This is a genomic window from Streptococcus ferus DSM 20646, assembly GCF_000372425.1.
Taxonomy (GTDB): Bacteria; Bacillota; Bacilli; order Lactobacillales; family Streptococcaceae; genus Streptococcus; species Streptococcus ferus.
The window spans coordinates 1-23,832 of the sequence record NZ_AQVD01000008.1 but is presented as its reverse complement, the minus strand read 5'-3'; the positions used below and the strand labels follow the sequence as shown (position 1 = coordinate 23,832).

At 43.5% G+C, this 23,832-nt stretch carries 20 protein-coding genes, 1 tRNA gene and 1 pseudogene; 1 reads left to right on the top strand and 21 read right to left on the bottom strand.

Annotated features, from left to right (window positions below; translation table 11 throughout):
• Positions 1 to 28: 28 nt before the first annotated feature.
• The 15 genes from A3GY_RS0109160 to pbp1b form a co-directional block, all read right to left on the bottom strand.
• Positions 29 to 985, bottom strand: coding sequence for a class I SAM-dependent methyltransferase (locus A3GY_RS0109160; protein WP_018031099.1), 957 nt, complete (start codon positions 983 to 985; stop codon positions 29 to 31).
• 49 nt (positions 986 to 1,034) lie between these two features.
• Positions 1,035 to 1,430 carry a competence type IV pilus minor pilin ComGG gene (gene comGG / locus A3GY_RS0109155; protein ID WP_018031098.1) on the bottom strand — a complete coding sequence of 132 codons (396 nt, stop codon included), beginning with the start codon at positions 1,428 to 1,430 and terminating at the stop codon, positions 1,035 to 1,037.
• On the bottom strand, positions 1,408 to 1,863 hold the full coding sequence (gene comGF, locus A3GY_RS0109150; RefSeq protein ID WP_040804182.1) for a competence type IV pilus minor pilin ComGF: 456 nt from the start codon (positions 1,861 to 1,863) through the stop codon (positions 1,408 to 1,410). The genes comGG and comGF overlap by 23 nt, the downstream gene beginning before the upstream one ends.
• A complete protein-coding gene (gene comGE, locus A3GY_RS0109145; protein ID WP_018031096.1) occupies positions 1,829 to 2,104 on the bottom strand; it encodes a competence type IV pilus minor pilin ComGE in 276 nt (91 codons plus the stop codon). The genes comGF and comGE overlap by 35 nt, the downstream gene beginning before the upstream one ends.
• Positions 2,094 to 2,507 (bottom strand): competence type IV pilus minor pilin ComGD, encoded by a 414-nt coding sequence (gene comGD / locus A3GY_RS0109140; protein ID WP_018031095.1) that lies wholly within the window; start codon positions 2,505 to 2,507, stop codon positions 2,094 to 2,096. Before comGD ends, comGE begins: the two co-directional genes overlap by 11 nt.
• Positions 2,494 to 2,808 carry a competence type IV pilus major pilin ComGC gene (gene comGC, locus A3GY_RS0109135; RefSeq protein ID WP_018031094.1) on the bottom strand — a complete coding sequence of 105 codons (315 nt, stop codon included), beginning with the start codon at positions 2,806 to 2,808 and terminating at the stop codon, positions 2,494 to 2,496. Before comGC ends, comGD begins: the two co-directional genes overlap by 14 nt.
• Positions 2,805 to 3,878, bottom strand: a complete 1,074-nt coding sequence (gene comGB / locus A3GY_RS0109130; RefSeq protein ID WP_269458426.1) for a competence type IV pilus assembly protein ComGB — start codon at positions 3,876 to 3,878, stop codon at positions 2,805 to 2,807. The genes comGC and comGB overlap by 4 nt, the downstream gene beginning before the upstream one ends.
• Positions 3,775 to 4,716, bottom strand: coding sequence for a competence type IV pilus ATPase ComGA (gene comGA, locus A3GY_RS0109125; protein ID WP_018031092.1), 942 nt, complete (start codon positions 4,714 to 4,716; stop codon positions 3,775 to 3,777). Before comGA ends, comGB begins: the two co-directional genes overlap by 104 nt.
• Positions 4,717 to 4,768: 52 nt before the next feature.
• Complete coding sequence (locus tag A3GY_RS0109120) at positions 4,769 to 6,118, bottom strand: sensor histidine kinase (protein ID WP_018031091.1); 1,350 nt, start codon at positions 6,116 to 6,118, stop codon at positions 4,769 to 4,771.
• Positions 6,081 to 6,773 carry a response regulator transcription factor gene (locus tag A3GY_RS0109115; RefSeq protein ID WP_018031090.1) on the bottom strand — a complete coding sequence of 231 codons (693 nt, stop codon included), beginning with the start codon at positions 6,771 to 6,773 and terminating at the stop codon, positions 6,081 to 6,083. Before A3GY_RS0109115 ends, A3GY_RS0109120 begins: the two co-directional genes overlap by 38 nt.
• 143 nt (positions 6,774 to 6,916) lie before the next feature.
• On the bottom strand, positions 6,917 to 7,513 hold the full coding sequence (locus tag A3GY_RS0109110) for a PepSY domain-containing protein (RefSeq protein WP_018031089.1): 597 nt from the start codon (positions 7,511 to 7,513) through the stop codon (positions 6,917 to 6,919).
• Positions 7,514 to 7,751: 238 nt separating this feature from the next.
• Positions 7,752 to 8,120 (bottom strand): DUF1033 family protein, encoded by a 369-nt coding sequence (locus A3GY_RS0109105; RefSeq protein ID WP_018031088.1) that lies wholly within the window; start codon positions 8,118 to 8,120, stop codon positions 7,752 to 7,754.
• A gap of 165 nt (positions 8,121 to 8,285) precedes the next feature.
• Positions 8,286 to 11,921, bottom strand: coding sequence for a DNA-directed RNA polymerase subunit beta' (gene rpoC, locus A3GY_RS0109100; RefSeq protein ID WP_026162009.1), 3,636 nt, complete (start codon positions 11,919 to 11,921; stop codon positions 8,286 to 8,288).
• A 67-nt stretch (positions 11,922 to 11,988) separates the two neighbouring features.
• Complete coding sequence (gene rpoB, locus A3GY_RS0109090) at positions 11,989 to 15,552, bottom strand: DNA-directed RNA polymerase subunit beta (protein WP_018031086.1); 3,564 nt, start codon at positions 15,550 to 15,552, stop codon at positions 11,989 to 11,991.
• A gap of 257 nt (positions 15,553 to 15,809) precedes the next feature.
• Entirely contained in the window at positions 15,810 to 18,077 is a 2,268-nt protein-coding gene (gene pbp1b / locus A3GY_RS0109085; protein ID WP_111703028.1) for a penicillin-binding protein PBP1B, read from the bottom strand.
• Positions 18,078 to 18,415: 338 nt separating this feature from the next.
• Between pbp1b and tyrS the strand changes: the two genes are divergently transcribed.
• Positions 18,416 to 19,672, top strand: a complete 1,257-nt coding sequence (gene tyrS, locus A3GY_RS0109080) for a tyrosine--tRNA ligase (RefSeq protein ID WP_018031084.1) — start codon at positions 18,416 to 18,418, stop codon at positions 19,670 to 19,672.
• Positions 19,673 to 19,711: 39 nt separating this feature from the next.
• Here tyrS and A3GY_RS0109075 read toward each other — a convergent pair whose 3' ends face one another.
• The 6 genes and pseudogenes from A3GY_RS0109075 to A3GY_RS0109045 all read right to left on the bottom strand — a co-directional run bounded on the left by A3GY_RS0109075 (position 19,712) and on the right by A3GY_RS0109045 (position 23,763).
• On the bottom strand, positions 19,712 to 20,524 hold the full coding sequence (locus A3GY_RS0109075) for a metal ABC transporter permease (protein ID WP_018031083.1): 813 nt from the start codon (positions 20,522 to 20,524) through the stop codon (positions 19,712 to 19,714).
• Positions 20,514 to 21,224, bottom strand: coding sequence for a metal ABC transporter ATP-binding protein (locus A3GY_RS0109070; protein ID WP_018031082.1), 711 nt, complete (start codon positions 21,222 to 21,224; stop codon positions 20,514 to 20,516). The genes A3GY_RS0109075 and A3GY_RS0109070 overlap by 11 nt, the downstream gene beginning before the upstream one ends.
• A 1-nt stretch (position 21,225) precedes the next feature.
• Positions 21,226 to 21,667: pseudogene (locus A3GY_RS09840) on the bottom strand (zinc-dependent MarR family transcriptional regulator).
• Positions 21,668 to 21,754: 87 nt separating this feature from the next.
• Positions 21,755 to 22,603, bottom strand: a complete 849-nt coding sequence (ispE, locus tag A3GY_RS0109060; RefSeq protein ID WP_018031081.1) for a 4-(cytidine 5'-diphospho)-2-C-methyl-D-erythritol kinase — start codon at positions 22,601 to 22,603, stop codon at positions 21,755 to 21,757.
• Between the two features lie 479 nt (positions 22,604 to 23,082).
• Entirely contained in the window at positions 23,083 to 23,565 is a 483-nt protein-coding gene (locus tag A3GY_RS0109050; protein ID WP_018031080.1) for a sigma-70 family RNA polymerase sigma factor, read from the bottom strand.
• A gap of 124 nt (positions 23,566 to 23,689) precedes the next feature.
• Positions 23,690 to 23,763 (bottom strand) — tRNA-Asn (locus A3GY_RS0109045).
• Positions 23,764 to 23,832: the final 69 nt, after the last annotated feature.

Here is a 23,832-nt window from a genome sequence, read left to right as displayed (position 1 = left end):
GATGTTTTTATTATAGCAAATTTCTTGCTCAAATGGCACTCTCCTGTTTCCAGTTTTGAAAATTTTTCATGAAGGCTGTAATGGCATCTGGATTTTGTAAATCGGAAAGCGGGTAAACAAAGGTCTCAACTGGCTGCTGACGTTGTTTTTGCAAGACGAAAAGGGACTTGACATACTGCTGACTGCCAAAAAAGGCTTCTGGCAAAGCGACAACGGCCAAGAGGGAGGCATGATGTCTCAGCCAATCCTTTAGCAAGGCACTCTGCTCACTGGTCAACAGATTGCTGGGAGCCAAAAAAATAGCAATGCCATCTTGTTTGAGGTATTTCAAGGCCTGCTCCATCAACAGATGATGGGCGTAGGTATGACCCGTTTTAGCCCCCACCTGATAGCGCTTAGCCAGATGATCATGAGGATAATAGCCAATCGGCAGATCACTGACAATCACATCACTTTCTTTCAGAATCTGTGGTCTGACCGCATCTTCCTGAACAAAACGAATATCAGAACCAATCACATCAGCAATGCTGGCTGACAAGTCAATCAGCAGATCATCTGCTTCAATCCCTAGGTAGTCAATTTTCTTGCGACTGTTGATCACTAAGGTCTCTGCTAAATTACCTGTTCCTGAACCGATTTCCAAAAGATCAAAGCTTGACAACTGGGGTGTCAGCTCTTCTAAGAGGTAAAGGATAATAAAGCCAATACTGTCAGGAGTAAACTGATGGTTGGCCTGCAGAGGCTGCTCCTGAGAAGCTTTGAGGAAAAGGAACTGAAAACTGCGGCGCCACTCTTCTGCTGTCAGTCCAAGCTCTCTGAGACGACCGTTATTCGCCATAATCGTGGCTTCATCACTGGCTTCTCCTAAATAATAAGCATTTTGTTCTATCAAGGCTTCATAAATAGAAATGTCTAACTTGCTTTCAATCAGCTGCGTATTTTCCAAGAGCAGCTGATAGGCCTGTTCAATCTTTTCAAAATTCATGTGTCTATCATATCAAAAATGCTGATAAGACGCAAAACCTTAAGGACTGTCACTGGTCTCTAGACTGAGCTTTCGTATCAGGCTCTTTCTGAGTCTCCGATGACTTTCCTTCCTTATCCTGAGACTCTGTGCTGATGTCATCGACAGCATACTGATAGGTATAGGTTTTGCCGCCCTCTAGACTAACCTCGATTAACAGGTACTTGCTTTGTCTCTCATAATGAACTGTACCGTGGTTATAGGTGATCTGCCCCTCATTCCCATGGACCAGGTGTCTGCTTTGCTCAGCCATAAAGCCTGCCTTGCTGGACGATAGTAAGGCATGGCTCTGACGCTGGCTGGCTACCATACGATTTAGATAAAATTGTAAAAAAAGGCTAAAAACGGCTGCCATAAGCAAGGCGTATAAGAGGATCCCCCCTTTAAGTCTGCTTCGTAAAAGCATAAATAAAGCTCCTTTCCAAACCATTTGTAAACCTAAGTTCCAATCGAATGTCGTCGTCCTCTTGACTGAAAGAAGCTGAAGCAACTTCCCAAAGCATGGGCTGAAAGCCACGGCCGTCGGCATTCGTTTTTCTAAAATCATCTGACTTTGACTTGCCAAACGCCAGCTCTTGTCCATCACGCGTCACCGTAAGCCTGCCGGGAGAGACCGACTTGAGCCGGCTTCTTTCCAACTCTGCACGGAATTGCTGACAAAACAGGAGCCAGTTTTCCTCTTGGCTGTTGGCGACATAGTGAATATTAGCCGATAGAACCTTGGTTAGCCCCTGATAAATGGACAAGGAGCCTGCTAGGACCAAGAGAGCAATCAGACATTCCAAAAGTGTAAAAGCGCGTAATTTACTCTTGAATAAGTTCAAAAACAATCTCCCCATCATGCTTAATCCTTAATAGGTTCCCACTTTGGACAAGCTGAACCTGCTGCCCATTTAATTGCAAACCTTCTCTTCCCGTTTGAATAGCCATCGTGGCAACATTTAGAACTTCCTGCTGCTCAAACTCTTGCCGGACTCTCTGCCGACCTTGACTGATTTGCCCTAAAAGCAATAGTGTTATCGTCGCTAATAGCCCTAAGGCGATTAAACTTTCTAATAAGATATAAGCTTTACTTGTCATGTACTGTCTTTTTATAGCGCCCGCTCCCCAAATATAACTGATAATGAACTTCTTGATCTACTGTTTGAAACCGAATTTTGGCTAAGGATGAATTTCCCCCATCCCGATCAAACTGAATCTGATAGGTTCCGCTGGGCTGAATCGTCTTAGGAATTTGTAAACGAGCCCCGCTAGCGCTAACACTTTGCCCCTCTATTAGGAGATGACTGGTTTCCTGATTTGAAGCACTTAATCTTTGGGTATCGCGATAGAGATGCTCAAAAGACAGGAAAAATAAACCTTCCTCCACTTTTTGAAAGCTATGAGAGACCCCTCCTGACAAAGCAAGAATGAGAAAACTGGTCAAGGCGAGTGTCAGCAGGCTTTCCAGCAAGGTAAAAGCTCTCACCTTAATTCGCCACATGTTGCTGTTTATCCTTGTGTTTAGCGTAATAGTCACGATAAGATTCCGCTTGGTCCTTACTGATATCCCCAGAAGCTACTAATTTAGAAAGGCTGGCCGATCCGCTGTTGTCCAGTTCATACAGCTCTGCCTGACTCTCAACAACCTTGACGACAGCAGCTGCCCCAGTATCCTTGACCTTATCCTTTTGTTGGGTTAAATTAGGCACAAAAAGCAGTAATAGAACACTGATAATTAATAAGACAACCAACATTTCGATTAGGGTGAATGCTTTTAACCTAGCGGTTTTGAGTAATTTCATGTTAAAGGAACCTCCATATTTTGATAAATGGGTAATAGCATAGCGACATAAATTAGAACAATAACGATGGCAACAAAAATAAAAACCAGAGGCTGAATCAGCTGGATGGCTTTCTGAATGCTGGAAAAGAACCGTTCCCAAATTTCCTCAGCATAAAAAATCAGCTCGCTGCCAAGCTTAGCCTTGACCTGCCCGTATTCAATCATCAGGCCTAACTCTTTTAGAAAAAAAGGGTAATGCGAGATCTTCTGGTGGAATTCTTGACCAGACAACAGTGCAGCTTCCATGTCCCGCCCAAGGGCAGCAAAGCGCCTTGATTTTTGTTCCTGCATCAAGCGAACGATTTGCATCATTTCAATCCCTTGTCCAATTAAATTTCCCCATTCACGCGCATAGTACGCCGTCAGATAGAGCCTAACATAGACCCCGAAAAAAGGCAGTCGGCTGCAAATGGTCATCAACCGAAGGGGTTCAAGCCTTTTTCCAAAAAAGAATAAGAGAGCCACAGTTAAAACTAGCAGTAAAGACAGCAACCAAAACAATGTCGGAAAATGACCGATGATCTGAGTTGCCCAGTTACCTTCCTCCAGTTGTGGCAGCAAATAGTTTTTTAGCCCCAGCATAATCAAGACCAAGAAAACAAGCAAGATAATCGGATAGGTTGCCACTTCAAACAACTTCTTTTTTACAGCCAGTACCTTGGTTAAGTAGTCTTCGATTTTTCCCAAACTACTTTCTGTATTCCCATGAATTTCTGCCAAGGCTAACTGGGTCACCACATCAGCTGAGAAGCCAAGTTCATTCATAATCTCCGATAGATTTTGCCCCTGTAGGAGCCCTTGACTCATCGCTTCAACATGGATCTTGGGCAAAAGCTGACTCTTATCTAAAAAGGCAACCACCTCCGTTAGGTGGAACCCACTACTTAAAAGATTATGAAAAAGCTGGATAACCTTTTGCTGTGACTTAGTCGTTAATTTTTTCGGTTTGGCAGTCTTCCTCAGACAGATGTCCTGCTGCATATAATTGATCAAGCGCCTGATTCCATTGTTCTGGGCTATGGTTTTCATAGTCTTTTCCGGCAAAATCAATAAGCCCTCCTCCCCCTATTAAACGTTGGTAAGCAATTCCTCTTAGACTGTTATCTAATTCATCCCGACTGACACCGAGTTCCAACAGACGCGCATAAACTCCCGAAATGCTTTTGGCATGAATAGTCGAAAAAACAGTCGCCCCCGTTAGACTGGCTCTGATGACCGCGCGTGCGGTTTGTGAATCTCGAATTTCACCAATCATTAAAACATCTGGGCGATGCCGCAAAGACAGCTTAATAAGACTGTCATAAGTCATACCAATGCTTTCATTAAGCTGCAGCTGCAAAATGTGATCCTCCTTAATTTCCACAGGATCCTCAATACTAATCACCTGCTTGGAAGAAAATTTTTCCTTTACCAGCTGGTACATCAAGCTCGTTTTTCCAGACCCAACAGGTCCCGAAAAAAGATACAAGCCTCGTCCTCTGATTTCTTTCAGAATTGTTTCCATCCCATTAAACCAAAAGTGAAGGTCATGACGTCCTTTAAAAAGCAGACGGATCACCAGACTTTCATAAGACCGGTAATCACCGACACTAGACAGCCGCAGAGAGATACTCTCTCCATCGGCATACTCGTAGTCACAAGAGCCCAGCTGACTTCGTCTCTTCTCACCAACATTCATTCCTGCGACAAATTTAAAGTGACTAATAAGACTAGCCATGCGATCATGCCCAAAAACATCAATAAATCTCCTTTCATCACCGATCCTCATGTAAAGCTCATAGGCTTCTGCCCGCGGAATCATATAAATATCCTGAGCCTTTTCCTCAACGGCCTGAGCAATTATTTTTTTCCCTAAATCCTGAACCATAGCACCTCCTCTCTTGATTATTCGAAAAAGCCCAAGGAAATCCTTGGACTTTTTAATGGTCTATTGACAAACTGGGGAAAGCCACTTGAAATTGGCTGCCCTGACCTATTTGAGATGCCAGATAGATTTGGCCCTGATGCACATTCACAATCTCTTTCACCAAGGAAAGTCCCAAACCTGAGCCGGACGCTTCCGTTTTGTGCCGAGAACTGTCAACTTGGTAGAAGCGATTCCAGATTTTAGCCTGATCCTCCTGAGGGATACCTGGTCCATTATCTTTAACCTTAAGGTAGGTCCAGCCATCAGCTGCCTCTACCTTCACCTCAATTCTATCTTTTGTAAATTTAAGCGCATTTGATAGGAGATTATCCAAAAGTCTGAGCAAAAGGAGCTCATTTCCCTGAATCATACAATTTGGAACAATGACACTTTCAAGTGTCACCGACTTTTCTTGACAAAGTTTTTGAAATTCTTGCAGGCGTCCAGCAACCAAGTCCGATAAATTAAGCCCTGAAAGAGCTTGAATCCTTCCAGAATCTATTTTGGACAGGTCCATAATCTGATCAATCAGCTCTCGCATCCGTTTAGCCTGACGATTGATAATCTGATGTGACTCCTTAGCCTCATCCAACGTATCAGCATAGTCGGAACCGTACTGACTTTCGGATAAAATGACCGCAACAGGTGTCCTCAATTCGTGCGAGACATCATTATTAAACTGCTTTTCCCGCTCAAAAGACGCTTCAACAGAATCCAGCATATGGTTAAAGGTTTGTCCCAAACGATGCAATTCGTCGTCCTTAGGTCCAAGTACAATCCGTTTCGAAAAATCCCCTTCCCGCTGAATGGCAAGAGCCGTCTGGGACATCTGCTCAACCGGACGAAAAGCCCTCTTCAAGATAGCATATCCCCCCCAGATGATAACTGTCAGCAAAACAGGGCTGACCAACACCATCACGATAAACAAGAGCATGACATCATCATTAAGAGACGTTTTTTGCATCATAGCTCTCAGCCACGAGGAACCACCATTGGAAAATTTAACATCAAAATAATAATAGGTTTTCCCATTGACCGAGTACTCTTTAATTTGCCCGCCATTATAGGCAAGGTCTTTCTGAAACCCCTTAGGGAAAGCCCCCTTTGATACCGATCCGTCTGATTGGTAAATGGCATAATAAATCCCGTCATCAAAAGACTCATAATCTTCCTTGTCATGACTTATTTCTCTGGCAGATCTTTCCAATTCTCGCCGATGCTTAGCATCTGCAAAGGAACCTGAGACCATAAAAGCAGACACCAACATGAACAAGACCAGCAAACTAATAAAAATACTGTACCATAATGTGACCCTAAAAATAATACTAGTCTTCAAGATGGACATCTTTTTGCCAAATGACATAACCCAAACCTCTCTTTGTCTGAATAAGCGAATCCTGTCGGCTGTCTCCTATTTTACGCCTGATATTCTTGATTAAAACATCAATAATATTTGATTCACCCTCATAATCAAAATCCCAAACGTGATTTCTGATCTTCTCTCTGGATAAAACCTGATTTTGATTGCGGGCCAGATACTCTAAGACTTCGTATTCCTTAGCGGTGAGTTCAATGATTTCCCCTTCTTTCAACACCAGCTTCTTGGACATATCCAAAGTAATCCTGCCCAGTTTAAGGCAATTATCGGCTGATGGTCGGTAACGGCGCCTCAGCATAGCCCTGATACGCGCCAACAGCTCCTCAAATTCAAACGGTTTGATCACATAATCATCCGCTCCCAAATCAAGCCCCTTAATTCGGTCTTCCAGGGCATCTCTGGCAGTCAGCATCAAAACAGCTACCTTATGATTATCCCGCCTCAAACGCTGAATAAACTGAAAACCGTCCATTCTTGGCATCATGACATCCAGGATAATGACATCATAATCACCTACCGCCAGATAATCAAGTGCATCCTGACCGTCAAAAGCCGAATCAACACTAAACTGATTTTTCTTGAGCAATTTCGTCAAACTCTGATTCAAATCCCTCTCATCTTCAACCAGTAATAATTTCATATCACCTTATCCCTTTTTGAGTCTTTTCTATATTATAACCTATTAAACGGTCTTTTTAAAAGGTCATCGACCACAAATAAAACCAATGGATTTTGCTGGACACAAGAAGAAACCTAAGACAAACTTAGGTTTCAGTCAAAGACTTAATCCTCATCATGATCTTCGTCATGGCGGTCGTCATCTTGATTGAGACTAACCGTCTGTTCTTTAGTCACCTTGCCTGTATTAGCATCCACGACAGCCTTGATTTCTTTGCTGTCGCTGACAAGTTCAACATCATAAACCAGCTTTGTCCCCTTATACTCAAGATCGACATTGACCACTTTGTAACCAGAATATTTCTTCGTTAAGGATGTCTGAAGTTCAGACAAGCTTATCTTAGGGCTGGCTTTAGCTAACTCTTTTTCTTCGGTATCGGTCGAAGACAGTTTTTCGTTGGAAGAACGTAAAACTTCGCCCGAATTGGCATCAATCGTATAATCTTTCTCAGCCTTATCTGTTAAGACGGTAACATCATAGCGCAGACTGCTTCCTTCGTCATCAATGTCAACAGCAACCACTTTTCCTGACTGAGCCTCTTTAAGGGCAAGCTCACTTGCCTTGACCAAGGAAATTTTTGCCTTGCTGATATCTGATGCACTAAGATCGCTGTCAGCCTGAGCAGCTTTTACTGAAAAAACCACACCGGCTGCCACAACAAGACCTGACATCCCTAAAACAATTGCTTTTTTACGTAACATATGAAATACCTCACTTTTAAATGATTTTTATTTTATAGCTTAAGTATACAACCCAAAAATGAACAGAAGATGAATCAAGGCAAAAAGTTTTAAAAAAAGAAACTAGAGTAAAAATACCTAGTTTCTTATAGGATAGTCGTTAGTTTAAAGAGGTTGTACTGATTAGTTTTTTAGGTCAGCCACCTCTCTTCACCTGTCTTAAAGCAGCACCATCCTAGGAAATAACCCTTTGACCCCCCTATTTGCTGATTAAAGGACAGGCCGGTTTGTGGTGAGGGTGATCATTACGACGGTCATAACCCGGCCGATACCATTTTTTAGGAATTTTATGCCAATCTGTCAAGAGGAGCAAAGAATGAAACTGCTGAAGATAGTCATCACACTCCTCGCACCATTCCTTATCGTCTTGGTCCCAAAAAGCGGTCATCACACTGCTTTTACTGATAAAACTGGGCATTTTCTGGTACAGTCTGCGCCATTCTTCCTTATAGTATTTCAAGGCCTCATAATAGTCATCAAACTCACTGACCTCAATAATATCGTCTTCCCAACCATCCAAGAACCACCAAGGTTCCATATCACCGTGCATTTTGATTACTTGATACATAAAAATACTTCCTTTATGGTGTTTATTATAACCAAATTCATTGCCGATGAAAAATAATTTGCTTATCAAATTATTTGACTTGATGAATAAATGACTTTTTTTCACAAAACAAAAAGGACCGGAGACATCAGTCTCGGGTCCTTTTACGTCCTCGAATCAATCGGTTTAGTCTTCAACAGATTGCGGAACAAGTTCATCTGCACTTGCTTCAAGGATTTCAATTTCATTGACAGCTTGCGGTTCGATATTGCGATAACGCGCCATACCTGTACCAGCTGGGATAATCTTACCAATGATAACATTTTCCTTAAGACCAAGCAGGTGGTCTTTTTTACCACGGATAGCTGCATCCGTCAGGACACGCGTTGTTTCCTGGAAGGAAGCTGCCGACAAGAAGGAATTGGTCTCAAGAGAGGCCTTAGTAATTCCCATAAGAACCGGACGGCTGGTCGCAGGAATACCGCCAGAAATGACAATTTCCTTATTCGCATCCGTAAAGTCGGAAATATCCATTAAGGTTCCTGGCAGGAGATCGGTATCACCTGGATCCATGACGCGAACCTTACGCAGCATCTGACGTACCATTACCTCGATATGCTTATCTCCGATTTCAACCCCTTGGCTGCGATAAACTTTTTGGACTTCAGCAAGCAGGTAGGTCTCAACAGAAAGTGTGTCACGTACCTCAAGGAGGTGCTTGGGCTGGATTGAACCTTCTGTCAATGGCGCACCACGATGAACCTCATCGCCCACTTCAACCTTCATCCGAGCGGTAAATGGTACGGTATATTCTCCTTCACCAGTCGCTCCCTTAACAAAGACCTTCTTCGTACGGGTTGAAGCATCTTCTTCAATAGCAGTAACCTCACCCTTAACCTCTGTAATAACCGCTTCACCTTTAGGATTGCGGGCTTCAAAGATTTCTTGAATACGTGGAAGACCTTGTGTGATGTCGGCATTAGAGGCAACACCACCCGTATGGAAGGTCCGCATGGTTAACTGAGTACCAGGTTCACCGATAGATTGGGCTGCAATGGTGCCGACTGCTTCACCAACCTCCACCGCATCACCTGTGGCTAAGTTAATCCCATAACAGTGGCGGCAGACCCCGTGACGGGTATTACATGTAAAGACAGAGCGAATCGTAACCTCTTCAACTCCAGCCGCAACAATCTGACGAGCCATATCTTCTGTAATCAGGGTATCAGGGGCAGCAAGTACTTCTCCTGTTTCTGGATGGCGAACTGATTTCTTCGTGTAGCGGCCTTGAAGACGCTCTTCAAGTGTCTCTGTCACTTCTTTACCATCGGTAATCGCTGTAATGGTCAGTCCACGATCAGTACCGCAGTCATCTTCACGAATAATAACATCCTGTGCCACATCAACTAAACGACGGGTCAGATAACCTGAGTCGGCTGTCTTAAGCGCCGTATCGGTCATCCCTTTACGAGCACCGTGAGTTGAGAAGAACATTTCCAGAACTGATAAACCTTCACGGAAGTTAGACAGGATAGGAAGTTCCATGATACGACCATTCGGTGCTGCCATCAGACCACGCATACCGGCAAGCTGGGAGAAGTTGGAAATATTACCACGGGCGCCTGAATCCATCATCATAACGATTGGATTCTTAGGATCCTGTGTCTCAACCAAACGTTTTTCGAGTTGCTCCTTAGCATCGCGCCAAGTTGCTGTAACAGCCTCGTAACGGTCATCATCCGTCATCAGACCACGACGGAAAGCCTTGGTAATCTCTTCAACGCGATGGTGAGCAGCATCAATAATTTCCTGTTTATTGTCAATAACTGGAATATCGGCTATACCTACGGTCAAACCAGCCAATGTTGAATGGTAATAGCCGAGATCTTTCAAACGGTCTAGGAAAGCAGATGTCTCTGTTGTCCGGAAACGTTTAAAGGTTTCAGCAATAATATTTCCGAGATTTTTCTTTTTGAATGGAATGTTTAATTCCAAATTCTTAATCGCTTCCTTGATATCAGAACCTGGTGCCAAGAAATACTTATCTGGTGTTTTCTCAGTCAGATTGGCGTTATTTGGCTCCTGTAGATAAGGAAGATCTGCTGGCATGATATCGTTAAAGAGAATCTTACCGACAGTTGTAATCATGATTTTATGCTTCTGCTCATCCGTCCAAGGCTTGTCTGGCATACTGTCGACAGCCAAACCGACACGGCTGTGCAAATGAACATAACCATTGCGGTAAGCCATAACAGCCTCATCACGATCCTTAAAGACCATGCCTTCGCCTTCGCGACCGGCATCTTCCATCGTCAGATAGTAGTTACCCAGTACCATATCCTGTGAAGGCGTTACAACCGGTTTACCATCTTTAGGATTAAGGATATGTTCGGCCGCAAGCATTAAAAGACGTGCTTCAGCTTGAGCTTCTTCTGAGAGAGGCACGTGAATGGCCATCTGATCCCCATCAAAGTCAGCATTGTAGGCTTCACATACCAACGGGTGAAGGCGAAGCGCCTTACCATCAATTAAGACGGGTTCAAAAGCCTGAATCCCTAAACGGTGAAGGGTCGGTGCGCGGTTCAGCAAAACAGGGTGTTCTTTGATGACTTCCTCAAGAATATCCCAAATTCTGTCATCTCCACGCTCAATCAGACGTTTTGCTGCCTTAACATTTTGAACAATATCACGCGCAACAATTTCACGCATGACAAAAGGCTTGAAGAGTTCAATCGCCATTTCACGCGGTACACCGCACTGGTACATCTTCAGGGTCGGTCCAACAGCAATTACGGAACGGCCTGAGAAATCAACACGTTTTCCGAGTAGGTTTTGACGGAAACGCCCCTGTTTCCCTTTCAGCATATGGCTTAACGATTTCAATGGACGGCTACCTGGTCCGGTAATCGGACGACCGCGACGCCCATTATCAATCAAGGCATCAACAGCTTCCTGAAGCATACGCTTTTCATTTTGCACAATGATACCAGGAGCATTGAGTTCCAAAAGACGCGCCAAACGATTATTACGGTTAATGACACGACGGTAAAGGTCGTTCAAGTCTGACGCCGCAAAGCGGCCGCCGTCCAGTTGGACCATTGGACGTAGATCCGGCGGAATCACTGGAAGAATGTTGAGCACCATCCACTCTGGTTTATTACCTGATTTTTGGAAGGCATCTAAAACATCCAAACGACGAACTGCCTTCACACGTTTTTGTCCAGAAGCTGTTTTAAGCTCTTCTTTGAGTTCTGCAATCTCGCTTTCCAGATCCACACGTTTCAGAAGGTCTTGGATTGCTTCAGCCCCCATTTTGGCCACAAAAGATCCCTGTCCGTATTCCTGCAGCTTTTCGCGGTACTCGCGTTCTGTCAGGAGAGATTTGGGCTCAAGCGGTGTTTCCTTAGGGTCAATAACCACATAAGCCGCAAAATAGATGACTTCTTCCAGAGCACGGGGACTCATATCAAGAGTAAGGCCCATCCGGCTTGGAATGCCCTTGAAATACCAGATATGAGAAACTGGTGCTTTCAGCTCGATATGCCCCATACGTTCCCGGCGAACCTTAGCACGTGTAACTTCAACTCCGCAGCGATCGCAGACAATCCCTTTGTAACGGATACGTTTGTATTTACCACAGGCACATTCCCAGTCCTTTGTCGGGCCGAAGATAACTTCGTCAAAAAGTCCTTCGCGTTCTGGTTTTAACGTGCGGTAATTGATTGTTTCAGGTTTTTTAACTTCACCATAGGACCAAGAACGAACCTTGTTGGGTGAGGCTAATGTGATTTGCATACTTTTAAAACGATTTACGTCAACCACTTAGTTATTACCTTTCTTTTATAATCAAGAGCTGGCTCAGGAACCCCTGATGTCAGCCCCTCAGTCATTATTTCTCTTCTTCGTTTGAGAATTCAATCGCTTCTTGAACTTGTTTCGCACGTGCTTTTTCAAGATCATCAACGTGCATCACGTCGTCATCTTCCCCTTCATCAAGATCGCGAAGTTCCACTTCTCTGTCATCTTCATCAAGGACACGCATATCAAGGCCTAACGATTGCAATTCCTTAACCAAAACTCGGAAGGACTCGGGTACACCTGGTTTTGGAATTGGTTTCCCTTTGGTGATAGCTTCATAAGCCTTAAGACGGCCTGTCACATCATCTGACTTGTAAGTCAAGATTTCCTGAAGAACATTTGAGGCCCCATAGGCTTCCAGCGCCCAAACTTCCATTTCACCGAAACGTTGTCCACCGAACTGCGCCTTACCACCTAAAGGTTGTTGCGTAACCAGAGAGTATGGACCTACAGAACGGGCATGGAGTTTGTCGTCAACCATGTGGTGGAGTTTAATCATGTACATGACACCAACAGATACACGGTTATCAAAAGGCTCTCCAGTACGGCCATCATAAAGAACGGTCTTGGCATCAGAATCCATGCCAGCTTCTCTGACAGTTTCCCAAAGGTCTTCTGAGCTGGCTCCATCAAAGACTGGCGTCGCAATATGAATACCTAAATTACGTGCCGCCATACCGAGGTGGAGTTCCATAACCTGACCAATATTCATCCGTGATGGTACCCCAAGTGGGTTCAGCATGATATCAACAGGTGTTCCATCTGGCAGGTAAGGCATATCTTCAACAGGTACAATTCTTGAAACGACACCCTTGTTCCCGTGACGTCCGGCCATCTTATCCCCGACTTTAATTTTACGTTTTTGAGCAATGTAGACACGAACCAACATGTTAACACCAGATTGAAGCTCATCGCCATTGTCGCGGGTAAAGATTTTCACATCACAAACAACACCATCACCACCGTGAGGAACACGCAGAGAAGTGTCTCTAACCTCGCGTGACTTGTCACCAAAGATAGCATGCAAGAGACGTTCTTCAGCAGAAAGATCTTTCTCCCCTTTAGGTGTGACTTTACCAACAAGGATATCGCCTTCCTTAACCTCTGCTCCAATGCGAATAATTCCCATTTCATCAAGGTTCTTAAGGGCTTCTTCACCCACATTAGGAATTTCACGAGTGATTTCCTCAGGACCAAGTTTGGTGTCACGTGTTTCAGATTCAAACTCTTCTAAGTGAACAGAGGTATAGACATCGTCCTTGACCAGACGTTCACTCATGATAACAGCATCCTCGAAGTTATAACCTTCCCAAGTCATATAGGCAACAACTGGGTTTTGTCCCAGAGCCATTTCTCCCAATTCCATGGAAGGACCATCAGCGATGAAGTCTCCTTTTTCAACCAGATCACCCACTTTAACCAAGGTCCGTTGGTTATAAGCTGTTCCAGAGTTAGAACGACGGAATTTGGTAATTTGATAGACGTCCAGACTGCCATCCTCACGACGAACCTCAACCTTGTCTGCATCTGAATAAGTGACTTTACCATCGTGTTGGGCAATGACAGCAGCTCCTGAATCATGCGCCGCTTGATATTCCATACCAGTACCCACAAAAGGTGCTTTAGGATCAATCAATGGCACAGCCTGACGCTGCATGTTAGCCCCCATGAGGGCACGGTTAGAGTCGTCATTTTCAAGGAAAGGAATACACGCTGTCGCCACAGCAACAACCTGTTTCGGAGAAACATCCATGTACTCAACGCTGTCGGATGGAAATTCTTGGTTATTTCCCTGATGGCGTCCCATAACGATTTCCTCAGCAAATGTACCATCTTCATTGAGTTTTGAATTAGCCTGAGCTACTGTAAATTCATCTTCTTCATCGGCCGTCAGCCATTCAATGTCATTGGTAACCACACCTGTTTCACGATCTACTTTTCGATAAGGGGTTTGAATAAAGCCATATTTATTCAGGTGACCGTAAGAAGACAAGTTATTAATCAGACCAATATTTGGTCCTTCTGGCGTTTCGATAGGGCACATACGGCCATAATGGGTGTAGTGTACGTCACGTACCTCATAGCCCGCACGGTCACGGGTCAAACCACCAGGTCCTAAGGCTGATAAACGACGTTTATGGGAGAGCTCAGACAGCGGGTTGTGCTGATCCATGAACTGTGACAGCTGAGAAGAACCAAAGAATTCTTTAATCGCTGCTGTGACCGGGCGAATATTGATAATTTGCTGCGGTGTCAAAACCTCATTGTCCTGAACAGACATCCGTTCACGGACATTGCGCTCCATACGCGCTAAACCAATACGGAATTGGTTCGCTAACAGCTCACCTACTGCACGGATACGACGGTTCCCTAAATGGTCGATATCGTCAACCTTACCAAGCCCTTCAGCCAGGTTAAGGAAGTAAGACATCTCCGCTAAAATATCTGCCGGTGTCAGATGACGCACCTTGTCGTCTGGATTAGCATTGCCAATAATCGTCACCACACGTTCCGAATCAAGCGGTGATACAACTTTGAATTTCTGCAAAACAACCGGTTCGGTTAAAACGGCGTAGTCATTTGGGGTGTAGACAATTTTATTCAAATCACCGTCTAAATGTTCCGCAATTGAATCCAGTACTGAGCGCGTCAGTTCCGTACCTGATTCCACAAGGATTTCTCCTGTTTCTGGATCTACCAAGTTTTCAGCAAGAACTTGATTCAAGAGACGGGTTTTGACGTTTAATTTTTTATTAATTTTATAACGGCCAACAGCTGCCAAATCATAGCGGCGAGCATCAAAGAAGCGAGCAATCAAAAGGCTGCGTGAAGAATCCGCTGTTTTAGGTTCTCCTGGACGGAGGCGCTCATAGATTTCTTTCAGCGCTTCATCTGTACGAGAATCATTGGAATTTTTATGAATATCTTTCTCGATTGTGTTACGCACCAAATCATTGTCGCCAAAGATATCAATGATTTCATCATCACCAGAAAAGCCTAGCGCACGGACAAGGGTTGTAAATGGAATCTTACGCGTGCGGTCAATACGTGTGTAGGCGATATCTTTAGCATCTGTTTCCAATTCAAGCCATGCTCCGCGGTTGGGAATAACGGTTGAACCATAACCAACTTTACCGTTTTTATCTACCTTGTCATTGAAGTAAACACCTGGCGAGCGCACCAGCTGAGAAACAATAATCCGCTCTGCACCATTGATAATAAAGGTTCCCATCTCCGTCATAAGCGGGAAATCGCCAAAGAACACTTCCTGTGTCTTAATTTCACCCGTTTCTTTATTAATCAGGCGGAAGGTCACAAAAATAGGGGCGGAATAATGGGCATCATGAGCACGCGCTTCTTCTAAGCTGTACTTTGGTTCCTTGATTTCATAACCAACAAACTCAAGCTCCATAGTATCCGTAAAATTAGAAATAGGAAGCACATCTTCAAAAACTTCCTTGAGACCTGTATCCAAAAAGTCTTGGAATGAATCGGTCTGAATCTCAATTAAATTAGGTAAATCAAGAACTTCTTTGATTCTTGAAAAACTACGACGTGTACGGTGTTTCCCGTATCGAACTTCATGTCCTGCCAAGTTTTGTCTCCTTCTTCTTTCTAGACTTGCTGAACAAGCCAAAACAATATCACTTTTGTCTTTTTCTGTGAATTTTTAGAATCTTTAAATATGGGTAACATTTCCCCTAAACACCCCAAAATAGGCACAAAAAGAGCAGCTAAATCCGACTTAAAAAGTTTGATTTAACTGCTGTAAGCTTTCTTGGACAAGATTTCAAGAAAGCAGACGACAAATAACTAACTTATTATATACCAATACTATGATTTTGTCAATCCTTATCTGCTTCCTAAGATGCTGGCCCATGCCTTTTGGTAATCGCTGTCTGTTCCTCCGATTGCAAATTTATAGGTCGTATCTCCTGGTCCATTTTTAGCCCAGTAACTGGTTACCTTATCGCCATCTAAAGAAACACTGCGCCCATTGACATTAACTGTGGCCGGCTTTAAACCGGTAGATTTTAACACTTCTGCCTTTATCACACTGCCGTCCAAGCCAAAACGCCTATTGGTTCCCAAGACATTTGGATCTGCTTGGTTGATGGCATTAACAAGCTGTGCCATATACTGCGCATTATTGTTATAACCCGTCATGGAGGCTAAGGAAGTATTGTCATCATGACCAGCCCAGCCACTTAGTGTCACCTGCGGAGTGGATAAAACGAGCCAAACATCCGAATAGTTTTCAGTCGTTCCCGTCTTACCTGTCCAATCAGCATTGGCTAACCCAGAATTGATAGCTCCCAACTTACTCTTAAAGGTCGTCGTGTCTCCTGAGCTTATCGGCCCTTTTAGCAGGTCACTCATGATGCTGGCTGCTGCCTTAGAATAGACCGTTACCGGCTTAGACTCATGTTTATAAACCACGGTGCCGTCACTAGCAGTGATTTGCTCAATCATATAATAAGGCTGATAAACACCACCATTGGCAATGGTTTGATAGCCGTTAGACTGCTGAGCAACCGTTGTCTCAACACCTCCCCCTAGAGGAAGACTCTCAATATTGTACTCAGGAATACTGTAACCCATCTTCTCCATGTAGGACTGAACGTCTACCCCTTTTTCCAGTAGGGTCTGATAAGTCCAAAAGGCAGGGATATTCCAAGACTTGTTGAGGGCTTCTTGCAGCGTCATCATCGTTGTCCCCTCATCGCCAACGTGAAGAATCTTCTGACCGCTGGAATAGGTGGTTGGGTAATTGGAGACAATACTGGCCGACCCCATAATTCCCTGATCAATGGCTGGCCCATAGGCTAAAATCGGTTTAATACTTGATCCTGGTGAACGTGCCGTGTCAAAGGCATGATTATTTTGGTTGGTTTCATAGTCTCTTCCACCGATAAAACCAATAACCGCACCTGTTTCATTGTTGAGCAGCACATTACCAACCTCAACCCTGCCTGTTCCATCATCTAGAGAACCGCCATGCTGCTGAACAGCTGTCTGCATCGCGGCATAAACTTTCTGATTGATTGTTGTTTTAACGGTATAACCGCCCAAACGGAGCTCCTGTTCTGCTAATTTTTGATAAGCCTCTTTTGTAGTGTCATTTTTGAGGTCTTGTGATGATACCTTATCTCTTTTGATCAGATATTGGTACATGGCTTTTTGAGCCTCTTCCATAGCTGAGTAATATAAAAAGTCATGTGTCTGAGATTGAGCTGTCTCAGGTTGCCTAAAATCTTTACTGATGTCATACTTGCGGTAAGACTCATAATCTTCTTTTGACAGCACACCTGTCCGATACATATTGTAAAGAACGTTTTGTGCCCGTTTGAGCCCCAAAGCCAAGTCTTCCTTGCTTTTAAACCGCCCATCAGCCCTATAAGGAGAATAGGCAATCGGACTTTGCGGCAAGCCTGCAATATAGGCTGCCTGAGGCACCGTTAATTGCTTGGCAGAAACATTAAAAATGCCCCTAGCTGCTTCTTCAACCCCTGCAATATTTTGCCCTTTATTATTTCTTCCAAAGGGCGATACATTTAAGTAATCCGTTAGAATATCATCTTTGGACATATACCGCTCAAGCGCCAAAGCATAAATAATCTCTTTGGTTTTACGCTTGAAAGTCGGGTCATCTCCCAAAATTTGCTGTTTAATAAGCTGCTGCGTCAGCGTTGACCCTCCGCTGCTTTCACCAACTCCTAGCAAGGAGCCTATCGTTGCCCTAAACACCGCCTTAGGAACAACCCCTTGGTGTTCTTTAAAATTTTCATCTTCGGTGGCAATAACAGCCTTTTTGACATTATCGGAGATGGCGTCACTTTTGACTGGCGTCCTCAACAAATCCGTATCAATCTTAGAAATTAAGCTCCCATTTGAATAGTTGATTTGTGAGATTCGAGTTAAGGTATTAACCTCTTTAACTAATTTGGCCTTACTGGGCACCTTGACACTTTCGACCTGACTGGCTAAATAACCAAAACCAAGACCTGCTCCTAAGAAAAATACGAGCAGAAGAATAATGTAAAAAAAGTTCGATAACAGTTTGAAGGTGCGTAAAAAGACCGAACCTATATCCCAGGCGCTAAAATCTTTATCAGACATTTTTTGACGCTGAGCCTGGATGATTTCCTTAACAGAAGCAAAATTCAATGCTTTCAGTTTTGTTAGGTCTGGTTTCTTCAGTTTTATCTGTTTTAATCGGTCAAGACGAAAGGTCTCCCATTTCCATTTCTTAATATCAGGCTTTCTGAGACGAAGCTGCTTTATCTTTGAAAAATCAATTTTTTTCCATTTTGACATAGAATTACCTCAGTTTATATTATAGCAAAAACTCTTCATTTCATGAAATCATATTTTCTTCATGCTTTCCTGATGACTTGCGCAGCACTTATTGTTTTTGATATAATGACCTGTAACGCTATCAAAACATGGAGTATTTTATGAACATCTTTCAAGAATTAAAAGAACGCGGCCTTATCTTCCAAACGACAGATGAGGAAGCCCTCGAAAAAGCTTTAACTGAAGGGAAAGTTTCTTTTTATTCCGGCTACGACCCAACAGCAGACAGCCTTCACTTAGGCCATTTGGTCCCGATTTTAGTCCTGCGCCACCTGCAGCTTGCCGGCCATAAACCTTACCCTCTCGTTGGCGGAGCGACAGGCCTTATCGGCGATCCCTCATTCAAAGACGATGAGCGCAGCCTCCAATCTAAAGAAACAGTCGAAGGCTGGGTCCAATCCATTCAGAAACAGCTGAGCCGTTTTCTTGATTTTGAAAATGGGGATAACAAGGCCGAAATGACCAACAATTTTGATTGGATGGGAACTATCAGCTTCATTGACTTCCTGCGTGATGTCGGAAAATACTTCACCATCAACTATATGATGAGTAAAGAATCGGTCAAAAAACGTATCGAAACGGGTATTTCGTATACCGAATTTGCTTATCAAATTATGCAAGGTTATGACTTCTATGTCTTAAACAAAGAACATAATGTCACCCTGCAAGTGGGGGGCAGTGACCAGTGGGGTAATATGACCGCAGGTACTGAACTCATCCGACGCAAGGAAGGCAAAATCGCCCATGTCATCACCGTTCCTCTAATTACCGATTCGACTGGCAAAAAATTCGGAAAATCCGAAGGAAATGCTGTTTGGCTCGATGCCAACAAAACCTCCCCTTACGAAATGTACCAATTCTGGCTTAATGTTATGGATGAAGACGCCATTCGTTTCTTGAAAATCTTCACCTTCCTTTCCTTGGACGACATTGAAGCCATCCGACGCCAATTTGAAGAAGCTCCGCATCAGCGCCTGGCGCAAAAAACCTTAGCCAAGGAAGTAGTCACCCTCGTTCACGGCCAAGAAGCCTACCAAGAGGCACTCAAGATTACTGAGCAGCTTTTTGCAGGAAATATCCAAAATCTTTCCGCAGACGAATTAAAACAAGGCCTCAGCAATGTTCCAAATTATGCCGTAACCGCTTCTGACAGCCTCAATATTGTTGATCTTTTGGTAACGTCTGGCGTGGTCACTTCCAAACGCCAAGCTCGTGAAGACATTCAAAACGGTGCCATTTACATCAATGGCCATCGAATCCAAGAGCTCGACTATGAACTGAGCGCAGCTGATAAAATCGGAAATGAGTTAACTGTTATCCGCCGAGGTAAGAAAAAATATTTTCTTCTTACTTATTAATAACTAAAACACCTGAAGTTTGACTTCAGGTGTTTTTCCTTACTTCACAAAAAATCGACGCAGACCGCTGACCAAAAGAAATATTGAGATGAAAATCATCGTAATGGTCGCACTGGCAGGTGTTTCGGCATAATAAGAAATAAAAATTCCTGAAACCATGCCAATGAAAGCAATTAAAATACCGATAACAATCACGGTTTTAAAAGATTTGCCAAGCCTCATCGCGATGCTGGCGGGAAGAACCATAATCGTCGACACCAAAAGGGCCCCTGCTGCTGGAATGGTTAAGGCAATCGCAACACCTGTCACAACATTAAATAAAATAGACATCAGTGTTACTGGCAAGCCATCTACAAAAGCGGTGTCCTCATCAAACGTCAGCACATACATCGGACGGATAAATAAAAGGGTCAACAGAAGCACCAAACCGGCAATCGCAAATAGCCCCAGCACTTGTTCTCTACTGATTGTGATAATGGAACCAAAGAGATACTGGTCCAGATTAACATTGCTACTCCCGCCTGATTTGCTCATCACAATTAATGAAATCGCAAGCCCCATCGACATCAGAATAGCCGTGGCAATTTCCATATAGTGACGATAGACTCGTCTTAAATATTCCAAAACAACCGCCGCCAATGTTACCACAGCCAATGTCGTCCAAGTCGGCGAAACACCTAACAACACACCAAAGGCAACGCCTGCCAGAGAGACATGACTCAAGGTATCGCTCATTAAACTTTGACGCCTTAAAATGAGGAATAATCCCAAAATAGGTGCAAAAAGACTAATAGCAATCACCGCAAGGAGAGCGCGCTGCATAAAATCATAGGCTAACATATCAGTGAACATGAGAAACCCCCTCATCATCCTTTTCATGCACGTTAAAACAGCGCCAAGGCAGGTCTTGGTTACGAACCAAATGGATATTCCGATCAGCGTAAGCGCTAACCTCATCAGGATCATGTGTAATCATCAAGACCGATTTCCCATGTTTCTTCGCACTATGATGCATCAAGTCATAAAATGTTTCCGTGGTTCCAGCATCCATTCCTGTTGTCGGCTCATCTAGAATGAAAATATCGGGATCACTAGCAAACATTCGAGCTATCACTGCCCTCTGTTTCTGTCCGCCAGACAGGCTGCCTATCTGTTTATGCCTATTGTCCCACATGCCAACGGCCTCTAAACTGACACGGACATGTTCCTCATCGTGCTTATTCGTCGGGCGGAACCAGCCATTTCTAGGGTAGCGTCCAGATTTGACAAATTCATGGACAACACTTGGAAAACCAGCATTAAAACTAGCAATTTGCTGAGGCAGGTATGCTAGGCGCAGCTTTTTCCCCTTCACATTCTCTTTAGACAAGATAACTTTCCCGACTTTCGGTTTCAAGATACCAAGAGTCGCCTTAATCAGTGTTGATTTGGCAGCACCATTTTCCCCCGTTAAGGTGACAAATTCGCCACTATCTAGGTGATAGTTGACCCCTTCCAAAACGGGTCCTTCATCATATTGATAGGATAAATTTTCGACAGTAATATATCGCACGCTACTCCCCTAATTCTTTTTTCAAAATACCTATAAACCGATCAATCACCTGAGTTTCTTTCTCATCAAAGGCCTCCAGGACTCTGTCATAGGCTGCTAAAGTCTGACTGTGATGATAGGCGTGTTCCTGCGCAATAGGCATAGCCAAATCTGTCAGTTTAAAATAAGTTTGTCTTGCATCCGATTGATTTTTTTATCGTTTCAAGCATCCCCTGCTGAACTAAAGATTTGACAGCCTTTGTCATAGCCGCCTGCGTCAAATTTAAGCGTTTGGCCAAATCCGTATTGGTCAGATTTTCATTTGCCAAGAGCATCAAAATATGTTCCTGCGTATTCGTTAGTTTCACGTCACTTTGACAAGCCCCAATCAACAACTCACGCTGATTTTCTGCTTTCTGCAAAATCGTATGAATCAAACTATCAATTTTTTCTGATATCTGCATCTCAACCTCCTGTTTAATTAACCGGTTAAGGTTTTTACGTGACTAATCTTACCATAAATAAAAAAAAGAATCAAATCAGATCGATTCTTATAAAATTCTCACTTTATAGACTTCCTTACAAAATCCTCTCATGGCATTGACAATCCGCTCCGCACACCTCTCGTTACGACAAACAGCAAAGACAGTCGGACCGCTCCCTGTCATCAAAGCAGCATCTGCCCCACTATTTAACATCCTATCCTTAATCTTTTGAATTTCAGGCCGCCGTGCAATGCTGATATCTTCCAGAGAATTTCCCATGAAACGTAAGATATCATCATAAGAATTTGCTAAAACAGCCTGTTTCAAGGAAGTAATATCAACTCGTTTAATGGTCCCAGGATTGATTTCTGCAAAAACCGTCCGTGTCGAAATACCAAAATCAGGCTTAACGAGAACAAGCCAAGCAGAGAAGTTTGTCTCCAAGCTCTCCACTATTTCCCCCTTACCCGTAATGAACGCATAGCCACCTTTTAAGCAATAAGGGACATCACTGCCTATTTCAAAGCCAATCTCTATCAACTCATCCCAGCTCAAATTTAACTGCCATAATGTATTAAGCGCTCTTAGAACGGCTGCAGCATCACTAGAACCTCCGCCCAAACCTGCACAAATAGGGATTTTTTTATCCAAGACTATATGGACTCCTTTTGAAATGCCAAATTTTTGCTTGAGTAAGACTGCTGCTTGATACACATCATTTCTATTGTTTAGTGGCAACTTACAGGAATTAGATTCAACGATAATGTCATCTTGATCAAGCTCGGAAACCGTCACATAATCACTTAAATCAACACTAGCCATAATCATCGAAAGCTCATGGAAGCCATCTGATCGCTTTCCAATAATATCAAGACCCAGATTAATCTTTGCAGGTGCCTTTTCAATAACCGACATCGCTTCCCTCCCAACATTGCTTGTCTAAGCTATCTATCATTATATCAAAAATTTCTAAAATAAGACCACGTCATCCCATAAAGCAATAGACATAAACCAAGAAGGCACTGCACCCCACTGGGACACAAGAAAAACACTTTTTAGACGGCCAGTTTTCTGTAGTCTGCAGGAGACTGGTCGCTTAATCTCTGTTGAATTCTAGTTTTATAATAAAATGTGATATAGATTTGACAACATCTGTTATACTATCCTTAGTTAAATTTCTCCAGTTATGGAGATAGAAGATTTCAGACTTTAGGACGGAATGGAACCATTCGATACAGGCTAACTTAGTTTCTACCGAATAGGCTTTTTTGACCATAACAAAACACTCCTATTTCTAGTTTACTAGATGTCAACAGAAGTGTTTTTCTAGTGTCTCATTTTAGGGGACTAGTGCCGAGCGCTCTACGATAGCTTCTTCAACAGCTAAATCCTTTTTATTCCCTGAAGTCTTGAAAAACAGCCTCCAACTCCCGAAGCATAGCAGCACGGCCCTTGAAACATTCACCAGCAATCAAAGCATTCAGCTGATCAGACTTTTCAGCACTTAGCCCCTCACGATAAGCTGCTAAAGCCTCCTGATAGGCCACGTATTCATCCAAAACTAAACCGCACTGAGCCACACTGTGACCAACCTCCCCAATCTCTTCATAAGCCATCTGATGAAACTGCCGTTTCTGACTCAGCTGTTTGCGAAGCGTGTCTTTCAAATGATTAGAAAACTTCGTTTTGAAATAAATAAAAAGTTTAGCCTCATTCTCAAGGACTTCAGGACAGGAACTGACGAGCTGAAACAAGGTTATCATTCCCTCCTGCTCCCAATCATGGCGATCCCATAACTGGATATGATGATAATGCCGCCTAAACTTATAAACAATAGGGCGCACCTTCTGAAATAAGGCTTCAAAATCTTCTGACATGGTCTTTGTGACCTCCTTTAAATTAAGATAAGCCTATTATAAAAAAGACAGCCAAAAAGGAACAGGACATTAATGTCCTGTTCCTTTTAAAACACAAAAACAGCACCCTCAGGTGCTGTCTCAACTCCGGCAGTAGGACTCGAACCTACGACATCATGATTAACAGTCATGCGCTACTACCAACTGAGCTATGCCGGATTCTGGCTAAGCAACTACCCTATCTCACAGGGGGCAACCCCCAACTACTTCAGGCGTTCTAGGGCTTAA

Coding starts and splice junctions, on each gene's coding strand:
- A3GY_RS0109160 (WP_018031099.1), bottom strand. CDS start 985: ATGAATTTTGAAAAGATTGAACAGGCCTATCAGCTGCTCTTGGAAAAT.
- comGG (WP_018031098.1), bottom strand. CDS start 1,430: ATGCTTTTACGAAGCAGACTTAAAGGGGGGATCCTCTTATACGCCTTG.
- comGF (WP_040804182.1), bottom strand. CDS start 1,863: ATGGGGAGATTGTTTTTGAACTTATTCAAGAGTAAATTACGCGCTTTT.
- comGE (WP_018031096.1), bottom strand. CDS start 2,104: ATGACAAGTAAAGCTTATATCTTATTAGAAAGTTTAATCGCCTTAGGG.
- comGD (WP_018031095.1), bottom strand. CDS start 2,507: ATGTGGCGAATTAAGGTGAGAGCTTTTACCTTGCTGGAAAGCCTGCTG.
- comGC (WP_018031094.1), bottom strand. CDS start 2,808: ATGAAATTACTCAAAACCGCTAGGTTAAAAGCATTCACCCTAATCGAA.
- comGB (WP_269458426.1), bottom strand. CDS start 3,878: ATGAAAACCATAGCCCAGAACAATGGAATCAGGCGCTTGATCAATTAT.
- comGA (WP_018031092.1), bottom strand. CDS start 4,716: ATGGTTCAGGATTTAGGGAAAAAAATAATTGCTCAGGCCGTTGAGGAA.
- A3GY_RS0109120 (WP_018031091.1), bottom strand. CDS start 6,118: ATGTCATTTGGCAAAAAGATGTCCATCTTGAAGACTAGTATTATTTTT.
- A3GY_RS0109115 (WP_018031090.1), bottom strand. CDS start 6,773: ATGAAATTATTACTGGTTGAAGATGAGAGGGATTTGAATCAGAGTTTG.
- A3GY_RS0109110 (WP_018031089.1), bottom strand. CDS start 7,513: ATGTTACGTAAAAAAGCAATTGTTTTAGGGATGTCAGGTCTTGTTGTG.
- A3GY_RS0109105 (WP_018031088.1), bottom strand. CDS start 8,120: ATGTATCAAGTAATCAAAATGCACGGTGATATGGAACCTTGGTGGTTC.
- pbp1b (WP_111703028.1), bottom strand. CDS start 18,077: ATGTCTGATAAAGATTTTAGCGCCTGGGATATAGGTTCGGTCTTTTTA.
- tyrS (WP_018031084.1), top strand. CDS start 18,416: ATGAACATCTTTCAAGAATTAAAAGAACGCGGCCTTATCTTCCAAACG.
- A3GY_RS0109075 (WP_018031083.1), bottom strand. CDS start 20,524: ATGTTCACTGATATGTTAGCCTATGATTTTATGCAGCGCGCTCTCCTT.
- ispE (WP_018031081.1), bottom strand. CDS start 22,603: ATGTCGGTTATTGAAAAGGCACCTGCAAAGATTAATCTGGGTCTTGAT.
- A3GY_RS0109050 (WP_018031080.1), bottom strand. CDS start 23,565: ATGTCAGAAGATTTTGAAGCCTTATTTCAGAAGGTGCGCCCTATTGTT.